General features: G+C 56.1%; 20 protein-coding genes. 3 read left to right on the top strand and 17 right to left on the bottom strand.

Translation table 11 applies throughout. The annotated features are described in order from the left end of the window. The 10 genes from PsWM33_RS08955 to PsWM33_RS09000 all read right to left on the bottom strand — a co-directional run. Positions 1 to 615, bottom strand: a 615-nt coding sequence (locus PsWM33_RS08955) for a DUF2163 domain-containing protein (protein WP_244276677.1), incomplete at its 3' end; no start/stop codon positions are given. Between the two features lie 5 nt (positions 616 to 620). Beyond that, on the bottom strand, positions 621 to 1250 hold the full coding sequence (locus PsWM33_RS08960; protein ID WP_063299980.1) for a DUF2460 domain-containing protein: 630 nt from the start codon (positions 1248 to 1250) through the stop codon (positions 621 to 623). Further along, complete coding sequence (locus tag PsWM33_RS08965) at positions 1250 to 3250, bottom strand: phage tail tape measure C-terminal domain-containing protein (RefSeq protein WP_063299981.1); 2001 nt, start codon at positions 3248 to 3250, stop codon at positions 1250 to 1252. Before PsWM33_RS08965 ends, PsWM33_RS08960 begins: the two co-directional genes overlap by 1 nt. Then, positions 3243 to 3434 (bottom strand): DUF7697 family protein, encoded by a 192-nt coding sequence (locus PsWM33_RS08970; RefSeq protein WP_063299982.1) that lies wholly within the window; start codon positions 3432 to 3434, stop codon positions 3243 to 3245. Before PsWM33_RS08970 ends, PsWM33_RS08965 begins: the two co-directional genes overlap by 8 nt. After that, the gene (locus tag PsWM33_RS08975; protein WP_063299983.1) at positions 3431 to 3958 is read right to left on the bottom strand and encodes a hypothetical protein; all 528 of its coding nucleotides are present in this window, start codon (positions 3956 to 3958) and stop codon (positions 3431 to 3433) included. Before PsWM33_RS08975 ends, PsWM33_RS08970 begins: the two co-directional genes overlap by 4 nt. Positions 3959 to 3967: 9 nt before the next feature. Then, positions 3968 to 4927: a phage tail tube protein gene (locus PsWM33_RS08980; protein ID WP_063299984.1), complete on the bottom strand. Its 960-nt coding sequence runs from the start codon at positions 4925 to 4927 to the stop codon at positions 3968 to 3970. Positions 4928 to 4939: 12 nt separating this feature from the next. Continuing rightward, positions 4940 to 5380 carry a hypothetical protein gene (locus PsWM33_RS08985; RefSeq protein WP_063299985.1) on the bottom strand — a complete coding sequence of 147 codons (441 nt, stop codon included), beginning with the start codon at positions 5378 to 5380 and terminating at the stop codon, positions 4940 to 4942. After that, positions 5380 to 6027 carry a DUF6441 family protein gene (locus tag PsWM33_RS08990; RefSeq protein WP_063299986.1) on the bottom strand — a complete coding sequence of 216 codons (648 nt, stop codon included), beginning with the start codon at positions 6025 to 6027 and terminating at the stop codon, positions 5380 to 5382. Before PsWM33_RS08990 ends, PsWM33_RS08985 begins: the two co-directional genes overlap by 1 nt. After that, complete coding sequence (locus PsWM33_RS08995) at positions 6024 to 6359, bottom strand: head-tail joining protein (RefSeq protein WP_063299987.1); 336 nt, start codon at positions 6357 to 6359, stop codon at positions 6024 to 6026. The genes PsWM33_RS08990 and PsWM33_RS08995 overlap by 4 nt, the downstream gene beginning before the upstream one ends. Beyond that, positions 6359 to 6703 (bottom strand): DUF2190 family protein, encoded by a 345-nt coding sequence (locus PsWM33_RS09000; RefSeq protein ID WP_063299988.1) that lies wholly within the window; start codon positions 6701 to 6703, stop codon positions 6359 to 6361. Before PsWM33_RS09000 ends, PsWM33_RS08995 begins: the two co-directional genes overlap by 1 nt. Before the next feature lie 108 nt (positions 6704 to 6811). On the opposite strand from PsWM33_RS09000, the gene PsWM33_RS09005 reads away from it, so the two are divergent. Then, the gene (locus PsWM33_RS09005; protein ID WP_063297195.1) at positions 6812 to 7618 is read left to right on the top strand and encodes an alpha/beta hydrolase family protein; all 807 of its coding nucleotides are present in this window, start codon (positions 6812 to 6814) and stop codon (positions 7616 to 7618) included. 44 nt (positions 7619 to 7662) lie between these two features. On the opposite strand, the gene PsWM33_RS09010 is transcribed toward PsWM33_RS09005, so the two are convergent. The 6 genes from PsWM33_RS09010 to PsWM33_RS09035 are packed head-to-tail and all read right to left on the bottom strand — an operon-like array spanning position 7663 to position 15371. Then, positions 7663 to 9690: a prohead protease/major capsid protein fusion protein gene (locus tag PsWM33_RS09010; RefSeq protein WP_063299989.1), complete on the bottom strand. Its 2028-nt coding sequence runs from the start codon at positions 9688 to 9690 to the stop codon at positions 7663 to 7665. 5 nt (positions 9691 to 9695) lie between these two features. Continuing rightward, entirely contained in the window at positions 9696 to 11216 is a 1521-nt protein-coding gene (locus tag PsWM33_RS09015) for a phage portal protein (protein ID WP_063299990.1), read from the bottom strand. Next, on the bottom strand, positions 11213 to 11422 hold the full coding sequence (locus PsWM33_RS09020) for a phage head-tail joining protein (protein ID WP_063299991.1): 210 nt from the start codon (positions 11420 to 11422) through the stop codon (positions 11213 to 11215). The genes PsWM33_RS09015 and PsWM33_RS09020 overlap by 4 nt, the downstream gene beginning before the upstream one ends. After that, the gene (locus PsWM33_RS09025; protein ID WP_206598991.1) at positions 11419 to 13404 is read right to left on the bottom strand and encodes a phage terminase large subunit family protein; all 1986 of its coding nucleotides are present in this window, start codon (positions 13402 to 13404) and stop codon (positions 11419 to 11421) included. Before PsWM33_RS09025 ends, PsWM33_RS09020 begins: the two co-directional genes overlap by 4 nt. Next, positions 13397 to 13975, bottom strand: coding sequence for a hypothetical protein (locus tag PsWM33_RS09030; protein ID WP_082826943.1), 579 nt, complete (start codon positions 13973 to 13975; stop codon positions 13397 to 13399). Before PsWM33_RS09030 ends, PsWM33_RS09025 begins: the two co-directional genes overlap by 8 nt. Positions 13976 to 14018: 43 nt before the next feature. Beyond that, entirely contained in the window at positions 14019 to 15371 is a 1353-nt protein-coding gene (locus PsWM33_RS09035) for a site-specific DNA-methyltransferase (RefSeq protein ID WP_153039919.1), read from the bottom strand. Between the two features lie 732 nt (positions 15372 to 16103). On the opposite strand from PsWM33_RS09035, the gene PsWM33_RS09040 reads away from it, so the two are divergent. Both PsWM33_RS09040 and PsWM33_RS09045 read left to right on the top strand, forming a co-directional pair. After that, positions 16104 to 16307 carry a hypothetical protein gene (locus tag PsWM33_RS09040; RefSeq protein WP_063299994.1) on the top strand — a complete coding sequence of 68 codons (204 nt, stop codon included), beginning with the start codon at positions 16104 to 16106 and terminating at the stop codon, positions 16305 to 16307. Between the two features lie 92 nt (positions 16308 to 16399). Continuing rightward, positions 16400 to 16621 carry a hypothetical protein gene (locus tag PsWM33_RS09045; RefSeq protein WP_063299995.1) on the top strand — a complete coding sequence of 74 codons (222 nt, stop codon included), beginning with the start codon at positions 16400 to 16402 and terminating at the stop codon, positions 16619 to 16621. Positions 16622 to 16873: 252 nt separating this feature from the next. Here the strand turns inward: PsWM33_RS09045 and PsWM33_RS09050 are convergent, their stop codons facing one another. Then, positions 16874 to 17140 carry a hypothetical protein gene (locus PsWM33_RS09050; RefSeq protein ID WP_208994480.1) on the bottom strand — a complete coding sequence of 89 codons (267 nt, stop codon included), beginning with the start codon at positions 17138 to 17140 and terminating at the stop codon, positions 16874 to 16876. Positions 17141 to 17297 lie beyond the last annotated feature (157 nt).

Raw genomic sequence — 17297 nt, forward strand, 5'->3', positions numbered from 1 at the left:
CTGCCAGTTAAGCAGGCCAAGAGCAAACCAGTCAGCTGCAAATTCATCTAAGCCAGAGACGACAAAGCCACGATCGCTGATGAGGCTGGTGACGGTGCCGGTAGCGCTAAGTTCAGGCGCTTCCAGATTGACTTTGCAGCGGTTGTCACCAAGGGCTGCATCGCAGGCATTCTGGAAAGTGCGACCCACGCTTTGCTCCAGCACATGGGCCATGCTGCGCACCTCGGCAACAAAGGCGGTTTTGCCGCGCCGTATCTGGCCGATGGATCCACGTCGCATCAGAACCCTTTCCTCAGGGTTCTGCCAGTTGACGCGCCAGACTTCCACACTGGCATTGTCCCAAAGCCCGGCAAAGATATCGGTCTCGGAGATATGGTCGGAAGACAGCACCCCTTCGGCTTCCTGAGCATCCACGGCAAGATCGGATGAGGCGCGTAGTTCTGATGGAATGAGACCGGTCTCCGGTTCAAAGCTGGTGCCGCCGAACCGCAGAGCGAGGTCATGATCGGTAAAGCCAAAGACCACACCGTCTTTGCGGACTAGCCGCCAACACCAGCACAGCGTGGTGGTACCGCTGGCCAGATGGGCAGCCAGACCTTCGGAGAGTTTCTTCATGGGTGTCAGGTGTCCCGAACTTCAATCAAGGGGATGGAGGTGATGGAGCCAAGGCGTTCCAGATCCAGCGTCACGTCGATGCTGTCAGTGTCAAAGCGGCAGGGCACATCGAACTCAAAACCAGCGGTGATGATGGCTCCCGTTGTCGGTGTCGTGCTGAAGCTGATGCGGCCTGTGGCAAGGTCAGCTGTCCAGCCGCTCGATTTCTCGATGTTGTTCACGGCAACCCGGATGCTACCGGTCACCGGCTTCGTGATGGTGCGCCAGTACCCGAGCGCCTCGGTGCCATAGAGCTTGCGTAGTTGGAATGTTGTCTGTGTTCCATCACCAACACCAATCTGCTGGTCCAGGGGTGAGATGGCTTTGGAGGGCAGGGTGCTTTTGTAGTCCGCCCAGTCTTTGAAGCGGAACGGGTAGAGTCTTCCATTGCGCGCTTCAAAGAAGGCAATAACTTCTTGCAGTTGATCATTGCTGCGGATGCCAAAGGCCACATCATATTCACGCCGGGAATTCGCCCAGGAGGCGTTGCGCTCTTCACGCCCGGAGTAAAGCTCCACCACTTGCGTGCGCCGGCGTGGTCCACCTCTGGCACCACGGCTGATCTTTTCCGGGAAGCGCATATCATGAAAGACCATCAAAGCCCTCGGCGACCACGAGCAACCGCCCGCTGAATGTCAGCTGCCACCTGTGTTCGGGACTGGCGGAAAGAGTCCACATCACGGGTTTCGATATTGACGATGACAGGTGGTATGGATTGCTGTCTCTCTCTGCCACTTCTAAACTCATCAATGATGCGTTCTTGGGGATGCATGAGCGCGAGGAAACCACCGCGACCATCAAGCCCGCCGGAGCGCGGGGCTGATCCGGTATGTCCACCGCCTGCAAAGCTTGTTGCCGGTGTCAGGAGCGATTTGAAGAAGCCAGAGAGCAGGTTTTGCAGGCCGCCTGATGGATTGCTCAGGCTACTGGAAAGACCTGAGGCGATAGGGCCAAAGATAAACCGCCGGGCTGCCAGCTTTGCCATATCGGCAATGAGCGAGGTGATGAGGCTTTTAAACTCCAGCTTGCCAGTTTGAACGAAGTTCGCAACGGCCTGCTCGCCATCTGAAAATACTTTGACAATGCGATCGCCAAAGGCGCTACCAATATCGCGGGCGCTGGCCACATAGGCCTCGATTGATGCAAGAGCTGCCTCCCATCCGACCTTGGCCTCTTCCGCAGCTTTTTTGACTGCCTTGCCAGTTTTATCTGCCGTCTCTGTAATGCGGTTGAGGGCATTTTGAACAGCCCGGGTTTTGATGGCAGAAAACAGCTCACCCATGGGATCCTGCTTTGAGATTTCCCGAACGCGCTCATCCAGGGCTTTGGAGGCTGCTGCCACCTGATCTGCATAAGGATTGGCAATCTGCCCGATCTGAACGGTTGGCAGCTCACCAACGCGGAAACTCTCATCAAGGCCGGGAATATTGGCAAGCACCCGGTTAGCCGCCCGGCTTAGCGTGTTGAGGCCCTGGGTGGTTTTGCGGATCATCAGATTGATGCCGCGGATCACCGCATTGGTGGCTCCGATCATGAGTGCGGCAAAGGCAGCAGGCAATTGCTCCCAGATGGTGGTGATGATTTCATAAGTGATCTTCATCTCATTGATGATGAAATTGCCGGTGGCTTTGGTGGCAGCCACCACACGGGTCCAGGCTGCTTCAAACCACGGAGCAAGCGCATTGATGAGGGGTGCAACAAGCGCATTAAACCCATCCCGGATGAGCTGCCAGACGGCAAGCAGTGTATCGCCTATGGTGACTGAAGTCTCGCTGGTCTGATTGATCTCATAGGTCAGGCCAGCAAAGGCAGCTGTCACCACACCCACGGCAACAGCCACTGGCCAGAACCTGCGCGCCACACCGACAAGAAGGGATCTTAGATCTTTGAAGGCTCCAGAGACGCCGCCATTACCAAAACCATAGATCTGGGCAATCTGCGTGCCTTGCTGGACCAGGACCAGAAACGGGTTCTGCCCACCGGCCAGCGAGACACCAATATCATTCACCTGAAAGAACATCTGCTGCAGGCGCAAGGTTGCGCCTCGCGATGCGCGGGCCATACGAGTGATAGCCGTTGTCCGGTTCTTAAGGGCAGCGATACTTTGCAAGGTCTCGCTGCGCTCACGGGCAATAGCAGCTGTCATCTCATTGACTGAGATCGCCCCTTCCAGATGGGCGGCTTTAATCTCTGAGATGGCTTGCTGGTATCTGCGGATCACACCAAAGACAGGATTGTATCTGGCCCGTAGATCATCCAAGGCCTGACCTTGAGCCAGAAACTCTGCTGTGGTTTTGCCAATCGCGGGTGTCACACCGCTCATGCGGTTGATCTGATCAATCAGCGGTGTGGTGGCTGTTGCCGTTGTTCTAAGGGCATTGGCTGATCTTGCAGCTTTGGCGGCAAGCTGTTCCAACTGTTCTCGGCCTCTGGCAACAGCTAAAGAGACCTCATCAAGTCCCGCATTGGCAACCTCGCTGGCCGATGCGATCTGGGTAAGAGCCGCGCTTCCAGTTTTACCGATGGCGACCAGATCATCCTTAAGGGCTTTACCGCCAATAGCTGCCAGCCTGACAGAGACCTTGCGCTCAGCCACCTGCCTGCAGCCTCTCGTTAATCTTGGTGCAAGCAATCTGCTCGATCTCAGGTAGGATCAAGGCTGCCAGATAGGGATTGGCACCAAGATTATCAGCAAGCTTTAAGGTAGCTCCCATGTCCCAGCCCAAAACCACATAGCCGTTCATGGTGGAGACAGTGCGCACCTGACCGCCAAGTCTCATGACGATCTGCCAGAGCCGACGCCCTTCCTGGCTTTGCGGCTGGTGTTGTTTTTGCGGGCAGTCTTTGCATTTACTGGGGCACGCGCTGCAATACTCTGCGCCGCCGCTGAAGTGCCACTCAGCAAGGGCGCAGAGACGTTTTTTTCTTCAAGTATATCTTTGTCTACCTGAAGCCAATATTGCATGTAATAAAGCAACCATGCATCGGCAATTTGAGGGTGCTGCAGAAATGCTTCGATGTGGTCAGGTGTCAACTTTGCCTTAACACCAAATTCTTCTTCCACACCTTCCCAGTCACGAATGACTTGCTGTGCAACGACTAGGGACAGAACACGGGCAAGCCTGGTGGCTTTGCCGGGCTCGATCACCTCAGATAGAGGTTCGTCACCGGCAAGAGCGATCAATCGCTCATCCTCACGGGCAGCATCCATGATGTCGGTAATGGCAGGATCGGCCAGTACCCGAATGCCAGCTTCGGGGATGAGATCATACCATTTGGGCTCTAAGCTAAGATCAAGGCGCATGGCAGCTCCTTAAGCAGATGGATTGTCATAGGAAGCAACATCGTTCTTAAGCGTGGCGGTTGCCATTCGGCCCAACGCTTCATCGCGAGCCGCTTGCCAGGCAAAACTCACCTGAACACCGCCAGGACCTTCAATGGTAAGCTTAGGCTTGGGCAAGTACACTGCATGGGCAACAAGCTCAAAGCTGGTGTCACCGCCCAGCGCATAGCGGAAACTCAGTTTGCAGGGTTCTCCAGCAAGTGCTTGAGACAAAAGCGTCTGATCGGCAAAGCGCACATCGATAGTGCCGGACAGCATGGCCATGGCTGGGTCTGCGCTATCAATCATGCCGTCACCGCGGATGGTCTCAACGGGTTCCAGATTGTTGGTATAGGTGATCTGGCCGGAGGTGATGTTGCCAAGCTGCACATCATTGCGCAGGATGGAGCCGCTAAACGAGCCAAACCGTTTGAGGGGCAGTTGCTGCAGATCACCGGTGCTGGAGCTGGTGCCGGTGGTCTCGCCTTGCGCAATCAGGTTGATGGTAGCCGTTACCAGTCCTGAGCGCTGCATGGTCCAGTTGATGGAATTGGCCCGGCATCCTGTATTCATGGCAAAGTAGGGCACATCCGGCATGCCCACCTCAATGGCAAGACTGGGCAGGTCCCACTTGCCACTTTGAAAGCTATGCGAGTAGGGCGCTGCAGAACCCGTTGTCTCTGGCTCTCCGAACAACGCCTTTAGCCAGATGCCAAGATAGCGCACATCAATGGGCACGCTGATATCGCCTTCTGTGGTGATGGCGTCTTTGACCGGCGGATAGGGATCGCGGCCCTGACCCAGAAGCTCGCTCTCCAGCAAGGGCTGCTCGCTGCCAAGATTGGAACTGGCAAAGGGCAGTTTCCAATAGGACCCAGCAGCAGGGGCTGTGCCGTAGGTTGTTTCAAAGGCGGCAGCTAAGACAGAGCGGGCACCTCGGGCACGGGCCATGGGTCGTCCTTTCTATGCAAGAGGATCGAAGGAGGCGTAAATGAGTTTGATGGTGATGGTTGCGGCCTTGAGGGCTTGCGTGCCTTCAAGGGCCAGATCAATGGGCGCTGGGGCTTCGGCTTCCATGTAGTCGCACAGTCCTCCAAGACTTCTATCGGATGCAATGGCAGCACCTACTGTCTGCTTCAGCGCATCAAAGGCAGCGTCCCGCGCTTCAGTCTCTCGTGCTTCCACCAGAACATCCACTTCCGTGCGGTGCTCATAAAGGTACGAGGGCGGTGACAGCGTCACTTCCGGCTCACCAGGATCGCCATCGCGTAAAATCAGGATGCCGGCTGCAGGAATACGCTCGGGATAAGCTTCATTGCGTAGGAGTTTTACGCCAGTGGGCGTGTTGCTTTGCAGCATCTCGAACAAAGCGCTCAGCACTTGCTCAGAGGTGCTAGCAGCCATCACCGTTCCTTCCAATTGGCAACAATCAGACCGGGCAGACGGCTTCCCCAAAGCTCGGTGTCTCGGTCCAAATCCAGGCGTTTCTTGAGTTTGACTTGAGGCACGAGCAAAAACACAGGAATGGTCTGTGCGCCAGTTAAGATACCGTCCTTACGTCGCCTGCCACCTTTCTTGCCAATGTGTCCGCGTTTGGTGAAGCGGGCATCCTCTGCCACCAGTAGTGAGGGCTGCCCGCGTCGATAGACAAAGCGCAGGCGAATGCCGGTACGCCGTTCAAAGCCACCAGGCGTAATGCGTTTGTTTTGCGGTCCGCGCATTTTGGCGGCAACGCCAATGGGAATGGCAAGCCAGAAGCCTTCTTTGGATCTGATGAGAATACCGCGGTCATGGGCGTCCACCACTTTGCTGGCACGGCTGTAAACCAGACTGGCTGCTTTGAGACTTGTGCCCCGCAATGGATAGCTTTGCTGGCGGATGGTTCGTGCCAGCTTGGTACCAAGGCCGGCGCTTTGGATTTGGGAACGCCAATCTTGCTTGAGCCCCTTACCGGCAGTGCGAATGCCCTTGGTGACAGCATTCTCAGCAAGCTTCAGCTCCTTTACCATCAAGTCTTCAGGGGAACCGTTGACCTTGACGAGGAGCTTCATAAGGTGGCGGCTTCCCCTTGCCAGATAAGCCGCTCACGGTCTCGGGCTGGTTCGCCGGTAAGCTCATAGACTTGCCCTGAAGGCGTTCCATCTTCTGCTATAAGCTCAAAGGTGCCGTGCTTGGAAAGCTCAGGGACTTCGCTTACCCGCACATCAATGAAGACCGCATCCTGACGAAACCTGCCGCCATTATACTGTTGTAGGGCTTCGGGGGAGCGCAGGATTATGCGTACGGGGATAGCGTCGCCTCTACCTTGCCTGCGATAAAGCGCAGTGCGGGCCATGCTGTCATCGGCAAAGATCAGATCGATCGCCGATAGGAAAAACTCCATCAGCCAAACGAGCCGTTCAGACGTACTTTGCCGAGTGTGTCGGTGGCCCCGCCGCCAACAGCTTCTGTTGCAGCGCCGATGAGCGTGTTATCGGTGGCAACATTGGTGCAGTGTTTGGCTGTGTTGTCCCAATAGGTTGCAGCGCCCAAGCTCCACGCCTCAGAGGGCGCTTTAGCGAGCTCATAGGTGCCAACCAGGTTCAGGACGCCGCTTGCGTTCTCAGCGATGTCGCTGGCGGCAACGCCGAAGATAGTGCCGAGCAGGACGCCGCTGCCGGAGCTAATCGGCGCGCCTGTGTCATTGGTGAACGTGAGCGTACTTCCCTGAGAGATGAAGTTCTTCATGGGTATTACCTCTGGGTTTCGGAATAGGGCAGCATCGCGGTTTTACTCCCACGAAGAGTATGGCAAACTGAGACTGTTGTTGTAAAACACTGCAAGAGGTATCCGACCATGTCAGCGCTAGCTGTTATTCGCAGATTGTTGCCAGAATTTGGGACAACTTATGGCCCTCCCGATGATGGCCCGTTTCCTGCGATACTAATTCTACATGGATCTGAGGGGAGCAGTTCCGGCTGGTCGCATCGAACCGCAGCTATTCTTGCTGCTTCAGGTTTCCTCTCATACCCGCACGGGTACTCTGTTGGTGGCAATGCGTGGAATGCTGGGGCGATCGAAGATGTCGAACTAACGCGCACCGTCGATGCCATTCACGCTCTTCGTGAGTTTGAAGCATGTGATGGTCGGGTCGTACTATACGGTGTCTCACGAGGGGCTGAGCATGCATTGCTCGTCGCATCGCTTATGGCTCAAAAAGAGATAGATGGACGACCCGACGCAGTTGCTTGCCTTGCTGCGCCAGACGTTGTGTGTGGAGCATTTGATGCAAAGCACTTTCGGGACGCCGGTGACCCCGGCTGGCAGGTGTGGGATTGTGCGCGTCGTGCATGGTGCTGGAATGGTGATTCTAGCAATCTGTTACCGACCACACCGATACCAGTTGAAGCTTTTCCTGAACCTCTGTTTCTTTCTGCTGGCCTTAAAGATCTCACTTGGTCGCCTGAAATGACACGCCGACTGGAAACTCGTCGAGAGGAAAGCGGTTTGCCTGTAGAGGCTCACTATTACGCAGAAGAAGGTCACGTGCCGGGTAGTGATGGAGAAAATCTACACCATAGTTTGCTGATCGATTTTCTGGAACGAAGTCTAGCTCTCAAGGGTGAACAGGCCTGCTCTGATGCTGAACCCTCAGTATGTTGAACTTGCTGATATTGCAAAGAAAAATATCCCAAACTTTCAGTACGTTACGCCGCTGCGCCAGGGTTCTTATAGAGCCCGCGGTGGTCAATGGCCTTGGCGGCAAAGTCATGCCTGGCCTTGATCTCAATGCCGTCGACCTCAAAGCCTGTGCGGGTTTCAGTAAAGACACCTTCCTGGCCCTCCAGATAAGCAAACTCCACTGTATCAATACGAGCCGGATCCGCAGCCATGAACCAGGGATCCTGTCCTGATGCCGGGATCAGGCGCGGTTCTTCTATGGGTTCAAGGCGGCCAGCATAAGCATTCACATCCGCGGTGTTGGCCGGTGTGGTGGCCGTGATCTGCTTGCGTGCTTCGACTGACCGCGGGCCGGGCGGTGTGATGATGTAGCGTGGCTGCACCGAGATCAGCCTCCCTTCAAGCCCCTTGTGCAGGCCAAAGGCGCGGTAGGCAGCGGTGAGGGACGTTTCATCAATTCTGGCTGCAGCGCCCAGATTGTTATGCTTTGCATGAAACAACGCAGTCCCATCCTGCATCACCGGATTGTCCTTGAGGATAGCGTAGACAATGTCGCTTTCCAGATCAGCAGCTGATGCACCAAAAGAGCGCGGGATCCGGGTAAAAGCATCCAGATCATCATTTATCAGTGCCTGGCGAGTGATAGCGATGATCTTGCCGTAGGTGGCCAGTGCATAGACTTCTTTGCCTTCGCCCATGGTTCCGTATTGGAACTCGCCAGATTCGAGCACTTTTTGTAAGTCTGGCGCGCCGCCAAGCTGGGTGCGCTGTACGGGTTTGAAGTCAACGATGGTTGTACGCCGGGCCCAGGGGCGGAAGGTGCGCGGGGTGATATCATAAGCATCGCGCAAAGTCTTGCCGGCCACATTGGCAAGAATGGCCGGAAAGTCAGAAGTGGCGTGATAACCTGCAGAGCGCATGGCAAAGGCGGCAGTGGCCAACTCCATCTTACTCATGCCAAGGGTGCTGAAGCCGCGCCGCTCCAGAGAATGACGGGCAAGTTCCAAAAGTGTCATGCCACGAAACTGCCGAGCATCCTCACCAAGTTTGTTGAGATCAGGCGAAGCGCGGTGTTGCAGTGCATTGGTGAGGGCATCGCGATAAGAGATCTCTCGAGTGTCTTGTCCTCGTGCTTCTGCTGGGACTGGTTCTGAGGTTTTGCCTTTGAGCGGATCAGCCTCATAGATCTCGTCGAGGATTTCTGATCGGGCGGTCTCCAACGATACGCCACGGGCGATCAGATCATCTGAATAGCTTTCATCCAGCTTATGACGCCGGCACAGTTGAGTGATGGTGCTGACGCGGGTGCGCTCTTCTGCACGCACGGTTTCAACGTTCGGTGCTTCCTCCGTGGGCACTGAGGGCGAAGCTGTTTGCTCTAGTGTTTTCGGAGGGTTTGTCCTTGTCTTATCTTCTGCTGGTGGGGCTTTGGGCGTATCGGGCATCAATGCCTCCTTGGGCGAGGGGGAGAACGGCACACTGCGAATAAGGGTGCAAGGACTGAAGGAGTGGGGCATTTCTCCTCGGGCCCGTGTTTGCGCACCCGGATCAGCTGGAATGGCGACTGCTGAGACTTCCAGAGGCTCCCAGTCGGTGGCCCGCCAGAGTTCGCGCTTGCCTTCTTGCGCCGTGATCTCATAGGTGTGAACGCGGTAGCCGACAGACACACTGCGCACGGTGCCTTCCATGATGCGCTGGACTATGCCGGAGGCATCTGGCGCATCGGTGAGCCGGATGGTGGCAACGCCTTTGCCGTCTTGCAATCGGACGGAGCCTGGCACTACAGAGCCCAGCACATTCTCTAAGCGCCAGGCATTGTGGGAATTGAGGAACGGAGCACCAGCATCCAATCTGCCAAGGCGAACGGATCGCTCATCAACCTGTAGCTCTTCATCATATTCAACAAGCTCATCCCAACCTTCCCAGCGCATGCGCTGCACGGTTGCGCCCGTGGTCCAGACAATCTGGATGGTACGTGCCTCACGGTCCACGCTCTCGGCACGCACTTCTGCGGCCCGCCCCAAAAGCGGCAGGTTGAATGTTTGCTCTGGCATCAGGCTTAGTCCTTCGCGGTGCTGCTTGGGGTATCTGTTTGCGGGTCTGTTTGTGCAAGGCCGGCACGGGACACCTTGCGTGGATCGCTGTCGAGAACCAGGCCGAGGTTGTCGGTCTCGATAAGGAAGGCGGCTTGTTCTTCCACCACCTGTTGTGGATCGTAGCCGCGCTTGGCGATCTGCTGAGGTAGGGAGGTAAAGCCGGATCTGGTCTCTATAAGGTCGGTTTCTGCATCCTGTTTGGGATTGACGCTTTCAAACTTGGGCGGTGCCCATTCAGCGGGCACCTCCAGCGTGTCAATCAGCCCTGCGGTGTAAGCGGCCTCAACAAACCACGCCCAAATGCGCTCACAGAACATCGGGATGATGACGTGCCATTGCACTTGATCGACCATACGGCGGAACTCATTAAGCCCAGCCCGATTGGAAGAAAAGTTGGCCTGACTGAGGTCACCCGTCATCAGCGCATACGGCACGCGGAAACCTGACGCGATGATATGCATCTGCACCCGGTTCCATTCGGCTATGCCACCAGAATGGCCCGGTGTGTTGAAGCGAATGTCTTTGCCGCCCCGTGCATAGGCGATCATGCCGGGGGAGAAATGCTCGATCTGGTTGCCATCTGCATCTTCCACTGTGGGCGCAACGGAGGCCCCGCCATCGCCGTCTTCGCCCAGCACCACGCCAACAAGGCAGGCCTCGGTTTTCTTGCGCATCATTTCAGCAAGCTGCCAGTCACCCAGATCCCGCAGCGCGGTCATGGCGGGCGTTCCCCAGGGCACGCCTCGTGCCTGCACCCGCTGACGCTCAAACAGATGCGCCACCATGTCTGCCGGAATGCGAATGGATTCCAACCGGCGCGTAAAGGCAGAGGTGGTGTCCCCCGGATGATCGGGAAACATCCAATAGGCGGTGCGCCTGCCGGATGTGTCGTATTCAATGCCCTGACGGGTGGAGTTGTCTTTGGTCTCACTCAGCCGGGAGGTATCCAGATGATCGGCTTCTCGCAGCTCAATCTGCAACGGAACCTTGCCTTTGGAGCTACGCTGAGGGCGCTTGAGCGCAAAGACCTCACCGCCTTCAATCATCTCACGAACGGCCAGGCTCAAAAGCCCATGAAAGTCTGTGTGGCCATGAGCGTCGCAAGACTTGGACCATTCGTTCCAGAGCTTGTCGATCTTCTTGTTGCGCGCCTTGTTGGCTGTTGCTGCCCGTGGCCGGATGCCAGGCCCAACCATGTTGTTGACGAGCACCTGAAGCGCTTGCGCTGCCAATGGGTTGTTGCGCACCAGATCACGCATGCGGTCACGAAGCAGGGAGCCCGCCACAGCAATCTCGCTATCAGCTGCTGAGTTGCTGGAACGCCAGCCCTCGCTCAATCTACCCTTTTGCGCGCCTTCATACAGTCGGCGCAAGTTGGCAAGCGTGGCCCGACTAGCATAGCGCTTCGCCGCTCGTGTGGGGGAGAACAGTGCCAGTGCCTGGTCGGTCCAGGTGAAGGGAACCTGCACCGGCTTGTTTTTCATCTAATCTCGCGGGTAAAGCGGACAAACCCTGCCACGGGCTTTTTCTTGCCGTTTGTCGCTGCAATTTCCGCTTCAATGATGCGGATCCGGGCCAGAAGCTGAGCGCCGCTGTCATACTCGACCGTCTTGCCCTCATAGGACACACGGGTAGCCCCAGCAGCGTAGGCTTTCTTCAAGGCTGCCAGCTCTGCCGGTGTCCAGCTCATTTAAACCAGTTCCTTTGCTGTTTGCCGAACCAGGTGTTCTGTTTGGTCTTACGGGATCGCTTCTGCCGTTGCGGCTGCCCTGCAGGTTCTGGGGTGGATTGCTGGGCTTGTTTGAGCTGGGCTTCCAGATCCTGCCAGCGGCTTTCATCCCAGCGGTCTATACCAAGCAGCCATGCCACCGCGCGGGCATAGACGCGGCAATCCAATGCCTCGTTGCGTTCTCGGGTTTTGACCCACTCGGACTTGGCAAAGCCGGTGCGCTTGTTTTTGCGCTGAACCAACTGCTCGGCAGTGACCTGCTTGAACCACTCGGCGGTGATGCCCTGGCCCACATGGATGAAACCTGCCGGATAGGCTTTGCCAAGGGCCAGATCTTCCTCGGTAGGCACGCTCAAGCGGAAGTAGCGGTAGGTCTCTAACTTAAAGACGGAAACCGCTACGTTCCAAAGCGCCACGCCGCGGGAGATTTTGCGCCCGCCCTCAGTCACGTCCACATAGCTGGGGCCATCAACGGGCGCGATGCGATCGAACCCGCCACGGCCCTTGAGGGCAATCACCTGGCCGCGGCCCATCTTACGAACCCAGGCATAAACGGAATCCACCGTCATACCATCGCCGGTATCAATGCCAACACGGGCGATGGACATGGGCACACCGCTCTCATGAGGCCAGATGCTGGCACAAAGCTCGGTAAGCTCATCCCACACGTCGTCCCTGGTGACATCACCATCCAAAGTGATGTGATCCACCAACCAGCTTGTCCCACCTCGCCCCCAGGCCCAAACATCCGCTTCCAACCGTCCAGCACGCTGTACATCAACGCCCATGGTGAGAACCAAACCACCTTCGGGGACAAGGCCAAGCTTGAAGCTCTCACGGCGCTCATAAAGCTTTTGCCAATCCGGGGCTTCGCCTTGCTCTTCCCAGGTCTCGCCAAGGGTGGTGTTCTTGAACGCCTTGAGCAATGCATCCTTGCCCTGGGCCGCTTCCCAGGAGCGGGCAATCGCCTCCCAGGACAGCCAGCCAATGGGCGAATAAAGCCCCGATATATGAAACCCGACAATACCAGCTTCATGGGCCTTGCGGATCAGTTCTGGATCTGCAGTTGGTTGCCAGCACGCGCCATTCTCCGGACCCATCATCCAGGTCTTATGGCGCTCTTCGATTGGCTGGTCGCAAAGCTCGCACAGGTATCGAACAGATCGCGGACTACCCCAATCCCACTTGAGACGTTCGAATTTTAGAACCTGTAAGCCCAGACAATGGGGGCAGGGTAGGAAGTAGCGGTTCTGGTCAGAAAGCTCGAACTCCGCTTCAATGCGTGAGGCTCCCTTGATGGTTGGCGTTGAGGAGATGTAGATCTTCTTGCGCCGGCCAAAGGTATGGGTGCGCGCTTCCGCCAAAGTGACCGGGTCGCCCTCCTCATCAAGGTCATCTTTGTAAGCATCCACTTCATCCAGGTGCACATAGCGGATTGGCATGGACCTGAGGCCTGCCGCCGAGTTGCCGCCAGCAATGAAGAGATGCCCACCAGGATAGCTCTTTTCCAATTGTGTGTTGCCGCTGTCGCGTGATTTAGCCGGGGCAACAATCCCTCGTATCGTTGGTGTTGCCTCAATCATCGGATCGACCCGCTGGCGGGAGAACCGCTTGGCGGTGGTTTCATTGGCTTGCACGGCTAAAAACGGACCAGGCGCCACCTCCATGGTGTGCCCGATCCAGTTGATGCCGGCCTCCGTCGCGCCAACCTGAGCGGATTTGGCAAAGATGATCTTCTGCGCCCAGTGACTGGGCGACAGCGCATCCATGATGGCGCGCATAAACGGGGTACGCGAACTTGCATATTTGCCGGGCTCAGCGGCGCCTTTGGAAGACAGATAGCGTTTGGCATCAGCCCACTGCGTAACGGTGAGAGCTGGATCCGGGGCCAGTCCCGAAAGCCAGGCGGTTTGAATGTCACTTGTGCCCTGATACTCACCCACTGAGCTCTATCTTGATTTCGGAAAGCCGGGCTAAGTGATCGCGAATAACCTCATCAAGCAACAGCTCCATCTTATGGGCATCTACGCCCAGCTCCGCTGCCATATTGGCAGCAACACGAGCTGGCAGTTGCAGCCAGGAATCGCGCTCTTTGCGGGCGAGGTCAAACACATGGTTCACCGCCGCACGACGATCAATGAGCTCGCCCTTGAGCTGTTGCAAGAGCAGCTTGGAGCGTTGTGCCTTCAAAGCTTCATTGGCTGCCCGTGCCTTGGCGTAGGTAATGCCTTGGGAAGCGCCTAGCTGGTCTGGGCTATCAGCAAGTGGTGGAGTTACTGAAGATCTTGTTTTGACTGATCCAGACTGGTCGGGCTTAGTGTGCTTACGTGAACGTCGCTTGGAGCTGTCTGTTGACGATGCCCACTGCGCATCCGCTTTGGCCGGATCAATGCTACCATCGGCCTCAACCGTGATCCTGCCCGATTGGATCGCCTTGCGAACGGCCATATCGGAGGCGCCGGGCAACCCCAAAGCTTTGCGATGCTCCGCATATGCCCGCCGAGATAATCCCATAGCTCCAGTCCATGCATTTGCTGTTCATGTCGGTGGATGAGGTTCAGGCACTTACAAGAGTGCGGATATCGTCGAAGCTGCGGCTATCACCTGCAAGAGTGGCTTTCTGGCCAGTGTATTCTTGCCAGCGGGCCACAATCACATCGCAGTATTTAGGATCAAGTTCCATGATGTGTGCCTTGAGCCCTAACTTTTCGCAGGCAATCAGTGTGGATCCTGAGCCACCAAACGGATCCAACACTAGATCGCCTTGGTTAGTTGAATTCTCCAACATCTGCTGGACGAGGGAAACCGGCTTCATGGTTGGGTGCTGAGCGCTTCTTATCGGTTTATCATGATGAATAACGGTGCTGTTGAGCGATCGCATGGTCATCTTCTCCCCTTCAACGATGACCACCTGATCACCCAGGTCGATCTGCAAACTACCATCTGGCATCACCCGCAAGGATTTGCCATCCGCCTCGAACACAGTCGTGTTTGTGCGCCCGCCGTACCAGCTGTGAGAGGCTCCAAGTTTCCAGCCATAGAGGATAGGTTCGTGGCGCCACTGGTAGTCTGCGTGGCCAATAACGAGAGCAGGCTTGACCCAGATGAGGCAGCTGGAGAGCTTGAAGCCGGCTTGGACAAAAGCACGGCGGAAACTTACCCCTTCGGTCTCTGAATGTGCCACATAGATGGGCGCACCACCGCGCATGACGGATGCGGTAGAGGAAAATGCATCCAGCAGGAACTTACGGAAGGCGTCTTTGCTGAGGTTGTCGTTCTCGATCTTTCCTGCCACGCCCTCGTAGTTCACGTTGTAGGGCGGATCGGTCCAGATAGCATCGATCAATGCGCCATCGCACAACATGCCCATCTGATCTGAAGACGTGCTGTCGCCGCACATGAGGCGGTGTTCGCCCAAAAGCCAGATGCAACCAGGAACCGAGGCATGTACCGGTTCTGGCGAAGGGACATGGTCCTCGTCACCAGGTGGAGGAGGTGGAGTGTCCTCGCCTCCAAACCGCAAAAGCTCACCAAGTTCCTCATCGGAAAACCCCAGTACATCCAGATCGAAGCTATCATCGCTGAGCGCTGCCAGTTCCTCACGAAGCAACGCTTCGTCCCAACCGGCATTCTCCGCAATTCTGTTGTCGGCAATGATCAAGGCTCGTCGCTGCATCTCGGAGAGATGCGAAAGCCGAATGGCGGGCACTTCTTTGAGCTCTAGCTTTTGTGCGGCTAGTAGGCGCCCATGGCCGGCGATGATGTCGTTATCAGCGCCAACTAAGATCGGGTTGGTAAAACCAAACTCAGCTATGGAACTTGCAATCTGAGTAATCTGCCAATCGGGATGCGTTCTAGCGTTGCGTGCGCAAGGCACTAGCGCCGCGATGGACAGCATCTCGACTTGCAAAGAATAGCTCCTGTTGGTTGGGTGCGAACCATGGAATTCAGGGTGCGAACCGCGAACCCTAGGTGCGAACCTGAAGGTGCGAACCCAAAACTCTAAGTTCGCACCTTCAGGTGATTTCTGAGATCAGAGTGCCACCGTTAAAATGCTCGATGCAACAATATCTTAATTAGGAATGTTGCGATGCGGTGCCTTCGTTCTTTTCCGCTAGGTGCGAACCGCGAACCCAAAGTGCGAACCCAAAATTTTGGACTGCAACTGGTGATCTGGTGCGCAAAGCCCCACCGCATACGATTGCGGCCCGGAAGGACCCAAAAGCCGGGGAAGGGAATGCATGGTATGGGATTGTGCCGAGGATATTGCACGGCTTGACTGCGATTGGAGGAGGAGACCGCAGCGCTGCCGAGCATAGCGATAATCTGCCCGAACCAACCCGTTTCTGTCGCGCCAGAAGTGCAGGGTCATTTGTTGGGGAGTGCGGTAGGACGCAATTGAACCCAGCCCAAAGCGGTCGCGAGACGATAGCAGCCGGGAATAGACGGCATCAGCAAGCAAGGCACCTCTTGTTTGAAAGCGCGCGCTCGCCACACTAAGCGGGCCCTCATGCACCACGAGATCAACGGTATGACACCTATAAGCCCTTGATTGTGCGGATGGGTATGGCATTGCGCGGTACCGGATAACCCAAACTCAATCCATGTGTAGAAGGCACAAGAAAGGAGAGGACTATACGCCATGCACGTGAATTACATCTACACAGAGCACCCTCAATGGGGCTGCGATATCCTACGCTACACAAACGAGGAAATGCGCGAGGTCTTCGGTGACAAGAACGCCGAGGAGCTGTGGGCGGGTAAGATCATCCTGCACCGAGGCGGTGCTTACTTGGACATGCTAGGCGCCGCCAGAGACAAGCTGGCAGCTGAACTGGAAAGCTAAGCCCATCACCCCACAAGAAGCCTGACCCCGCCAAAGGAGCGGGGTTGTGGTCGTGAAGCCGGGCAGGGTGCCTGCTGAATGGAGGAAGTGCTATGAGAACCAGCACAATCAGAATTGCAGCACACGACTTAGCCAAAGTCGGATTTGACGAACACAGGCCCTATGAGGCCTGCGACCCGATTGCCCATGCTCTTGATGACAAAGCCGCGGTCAAGGCTCGGGTCAATGCAGACAGCATGACACTGACGGTGGAAGTAAACACCAACCAGCTTCTTGATGCAGCAACCACACTGCGAGAACTCGGGCTGATTTGAGCCAGGCAGATTTTAGGATATGGATTGTACCCCGCCTCGTGCGGGGTTTGCCTTTTGGCAGGGGGGCTCGGACAGAAGCCTGATTTGAGGCAATGGAGGCCAATACCCCTTCCGGGTCTCTAGTGAAGCCCCTTCCCGGTCTATGGATGATCATTGGAAACTCAGGTCAGAATCAAAAAGGCCTGAGAGGCATTACACCTCCCAAGCCAGAACATTCCATGAGAGGCAGGACCTCTCGGTATTCCATATTTTTTAGTCTTTTGAGACGTCCAGTGCACAAGGATCAAGCAGATCGGAGATCCTCTCACTACTTGCCTGCGCATTTTCTATGTGATTGCGCACAGTATCAAACAGCGTCAGCAACGCTTCATATTCCTGGGTATGCTCCATGCGCTCGCTCATCACCACGCTCATGGAATAAACTAGATTTTTGAGGTGGTTGGTCGATAGTCGAAGCTGATCCACTTCATTGCGAAGGGACGTATGGGCACTACTCTTTTTACCAGTTTCAGTCATCATAAAGCCCTCTCTACTGGGGTGTTAAATGAACCACTCAGCAGAAGGCTTGTGACAACCCACTGGTGAGCGGGAGGTTCACAACCTGGTAGAGTCAGGCGGGTTTATTCCCCCGCGAAGGGGTATTGTATTCACCGCCCTCCCGCCCATAAGCGAGAGT

The sequence above is a fragment of the Pseudovibrio sp. WM33 genome, assembly GCF_001623165.1.
Lineage (GTDB): Bacteria > Pseudomonadota > Alphaproteobacteria > Rhizobiales > Stappiaceae > Pseudovibrio.

Bases quoted from the DNA above. Each gene is read 5' to 3' on its own strand.
- PsWM33_RS09015 (WP_063299990.1), bottom strand. From the start codon at position 11,216: ATGAAAAACAAGCCGGTGCAGGTTCCCTTCACCTGGACCGACCAGGCA.
- PsWM33_RS08985 (WP_063299985.1), bottom strand. From the start codon at position 5,380: ATGGCTGCTAGCACCTCTGAGCAAGTGCTGAGCGCTTTGTTCGAGATG.
- PsWM33_RS08980 (WP_063299984.1), bottom strand. From the start codon at position 4,927: ATGGCCCGTGCCCGAGGTGCCCGCTCTGTCTTAGCTGCCGCCTTTGAA.
- PsWM33_RS09005 (WP_063297195.1), top strand. From the start codon at position 6,812: ATGTCAGCGCTAGCTGTTATTCGCAGATTGTTGCCAGAATTTGGGACA.
- PsWM33_RS09010 (WP_063299989.1), bottom strand. From the start codon at position 9,690: ATGCCAGAGCAAACATTCAACCTGCCGCTTTTGGGGCGGGCCGCAGAA.
- PsWM33_RS08990 (WP_063299986.1), bottom strand. From the start codon at position 6,027: ATGAAGCTCCTCGTCAAGGTCAACGGTTCCCCTGAAGACTTGATGGTA.
- PsWM33_RS08960 (WP_063299980.1), bottom strand. From the start codon at position 1,250: ATGGTCTTTCATGATATGCGCTTCCCGGAAAAGATCAGCCGTGGTGCC.
- PsWM33_RS08975 (WP_063299983.1), bottom strand. From the start codon at position 3,958: ATGCGCCTTGATCTTAGCTTAGAGCCCAAATGGTATGATCTCATCCCC.
- PsWM33_RS09000 (WP_063299988.1), bottom strand. From the start codon at position 6,703: ATGAAGAACTTCATCTCTCAGGGAAGTACGCTCACGTTCACCAATGAC.
- PsWM33_RS09050 (WP_208994480.1), bottom strand. From the start codon at position 17,140: ATGATGACTGAAACTGGTAAAAAGAGTAGTGCCCATACGTCCCTTCGC.
- PsWM33_RS09040 (WP_063299994.1), top strand. From the start codon at position 16,104: ATGCACGTGAATTACATCTACACAGAGCACCCTCAATGGGGCTGCGAT.
- PsWM33_RS09020 (WP_063299991.1), bottom strand. From the start codon at position 11,422: ATGAGCTGGACACCGGCAGAGCTGGCAGCCTTGAAGAAAGCCTACGCT.
- PsWM33_RS09030 (WP_082826943.1), bottom strand. From the start codon at position 13,975: ATGGGATTATCTCGGCGGGCATATGCGGAGCATCGCAAAGCTTTGGGG.
- PsWM33_RS09045 (WP_063299995.1), top strand. From the start codon at position 16,400: ATGAGAACCAGCACAATCAGAATTGCAGCACACGACTTAGCCAAAGTC.
- PsWM33_RS08970 (WP_063299982.1), bottom strand. From the start codon at position 3,434: ATGAGACTTGGCGGTCAGGTGCGCACTGTCTCCACCATGAACGGCTAT.
- PsWM33_RS08995 (WP_063299987.1), bottom strand. From the start codon at position 6,359: ATGGAGTTTTTCCTATCGGCGATCGATCTGATCTTTGCCGATGACAGC.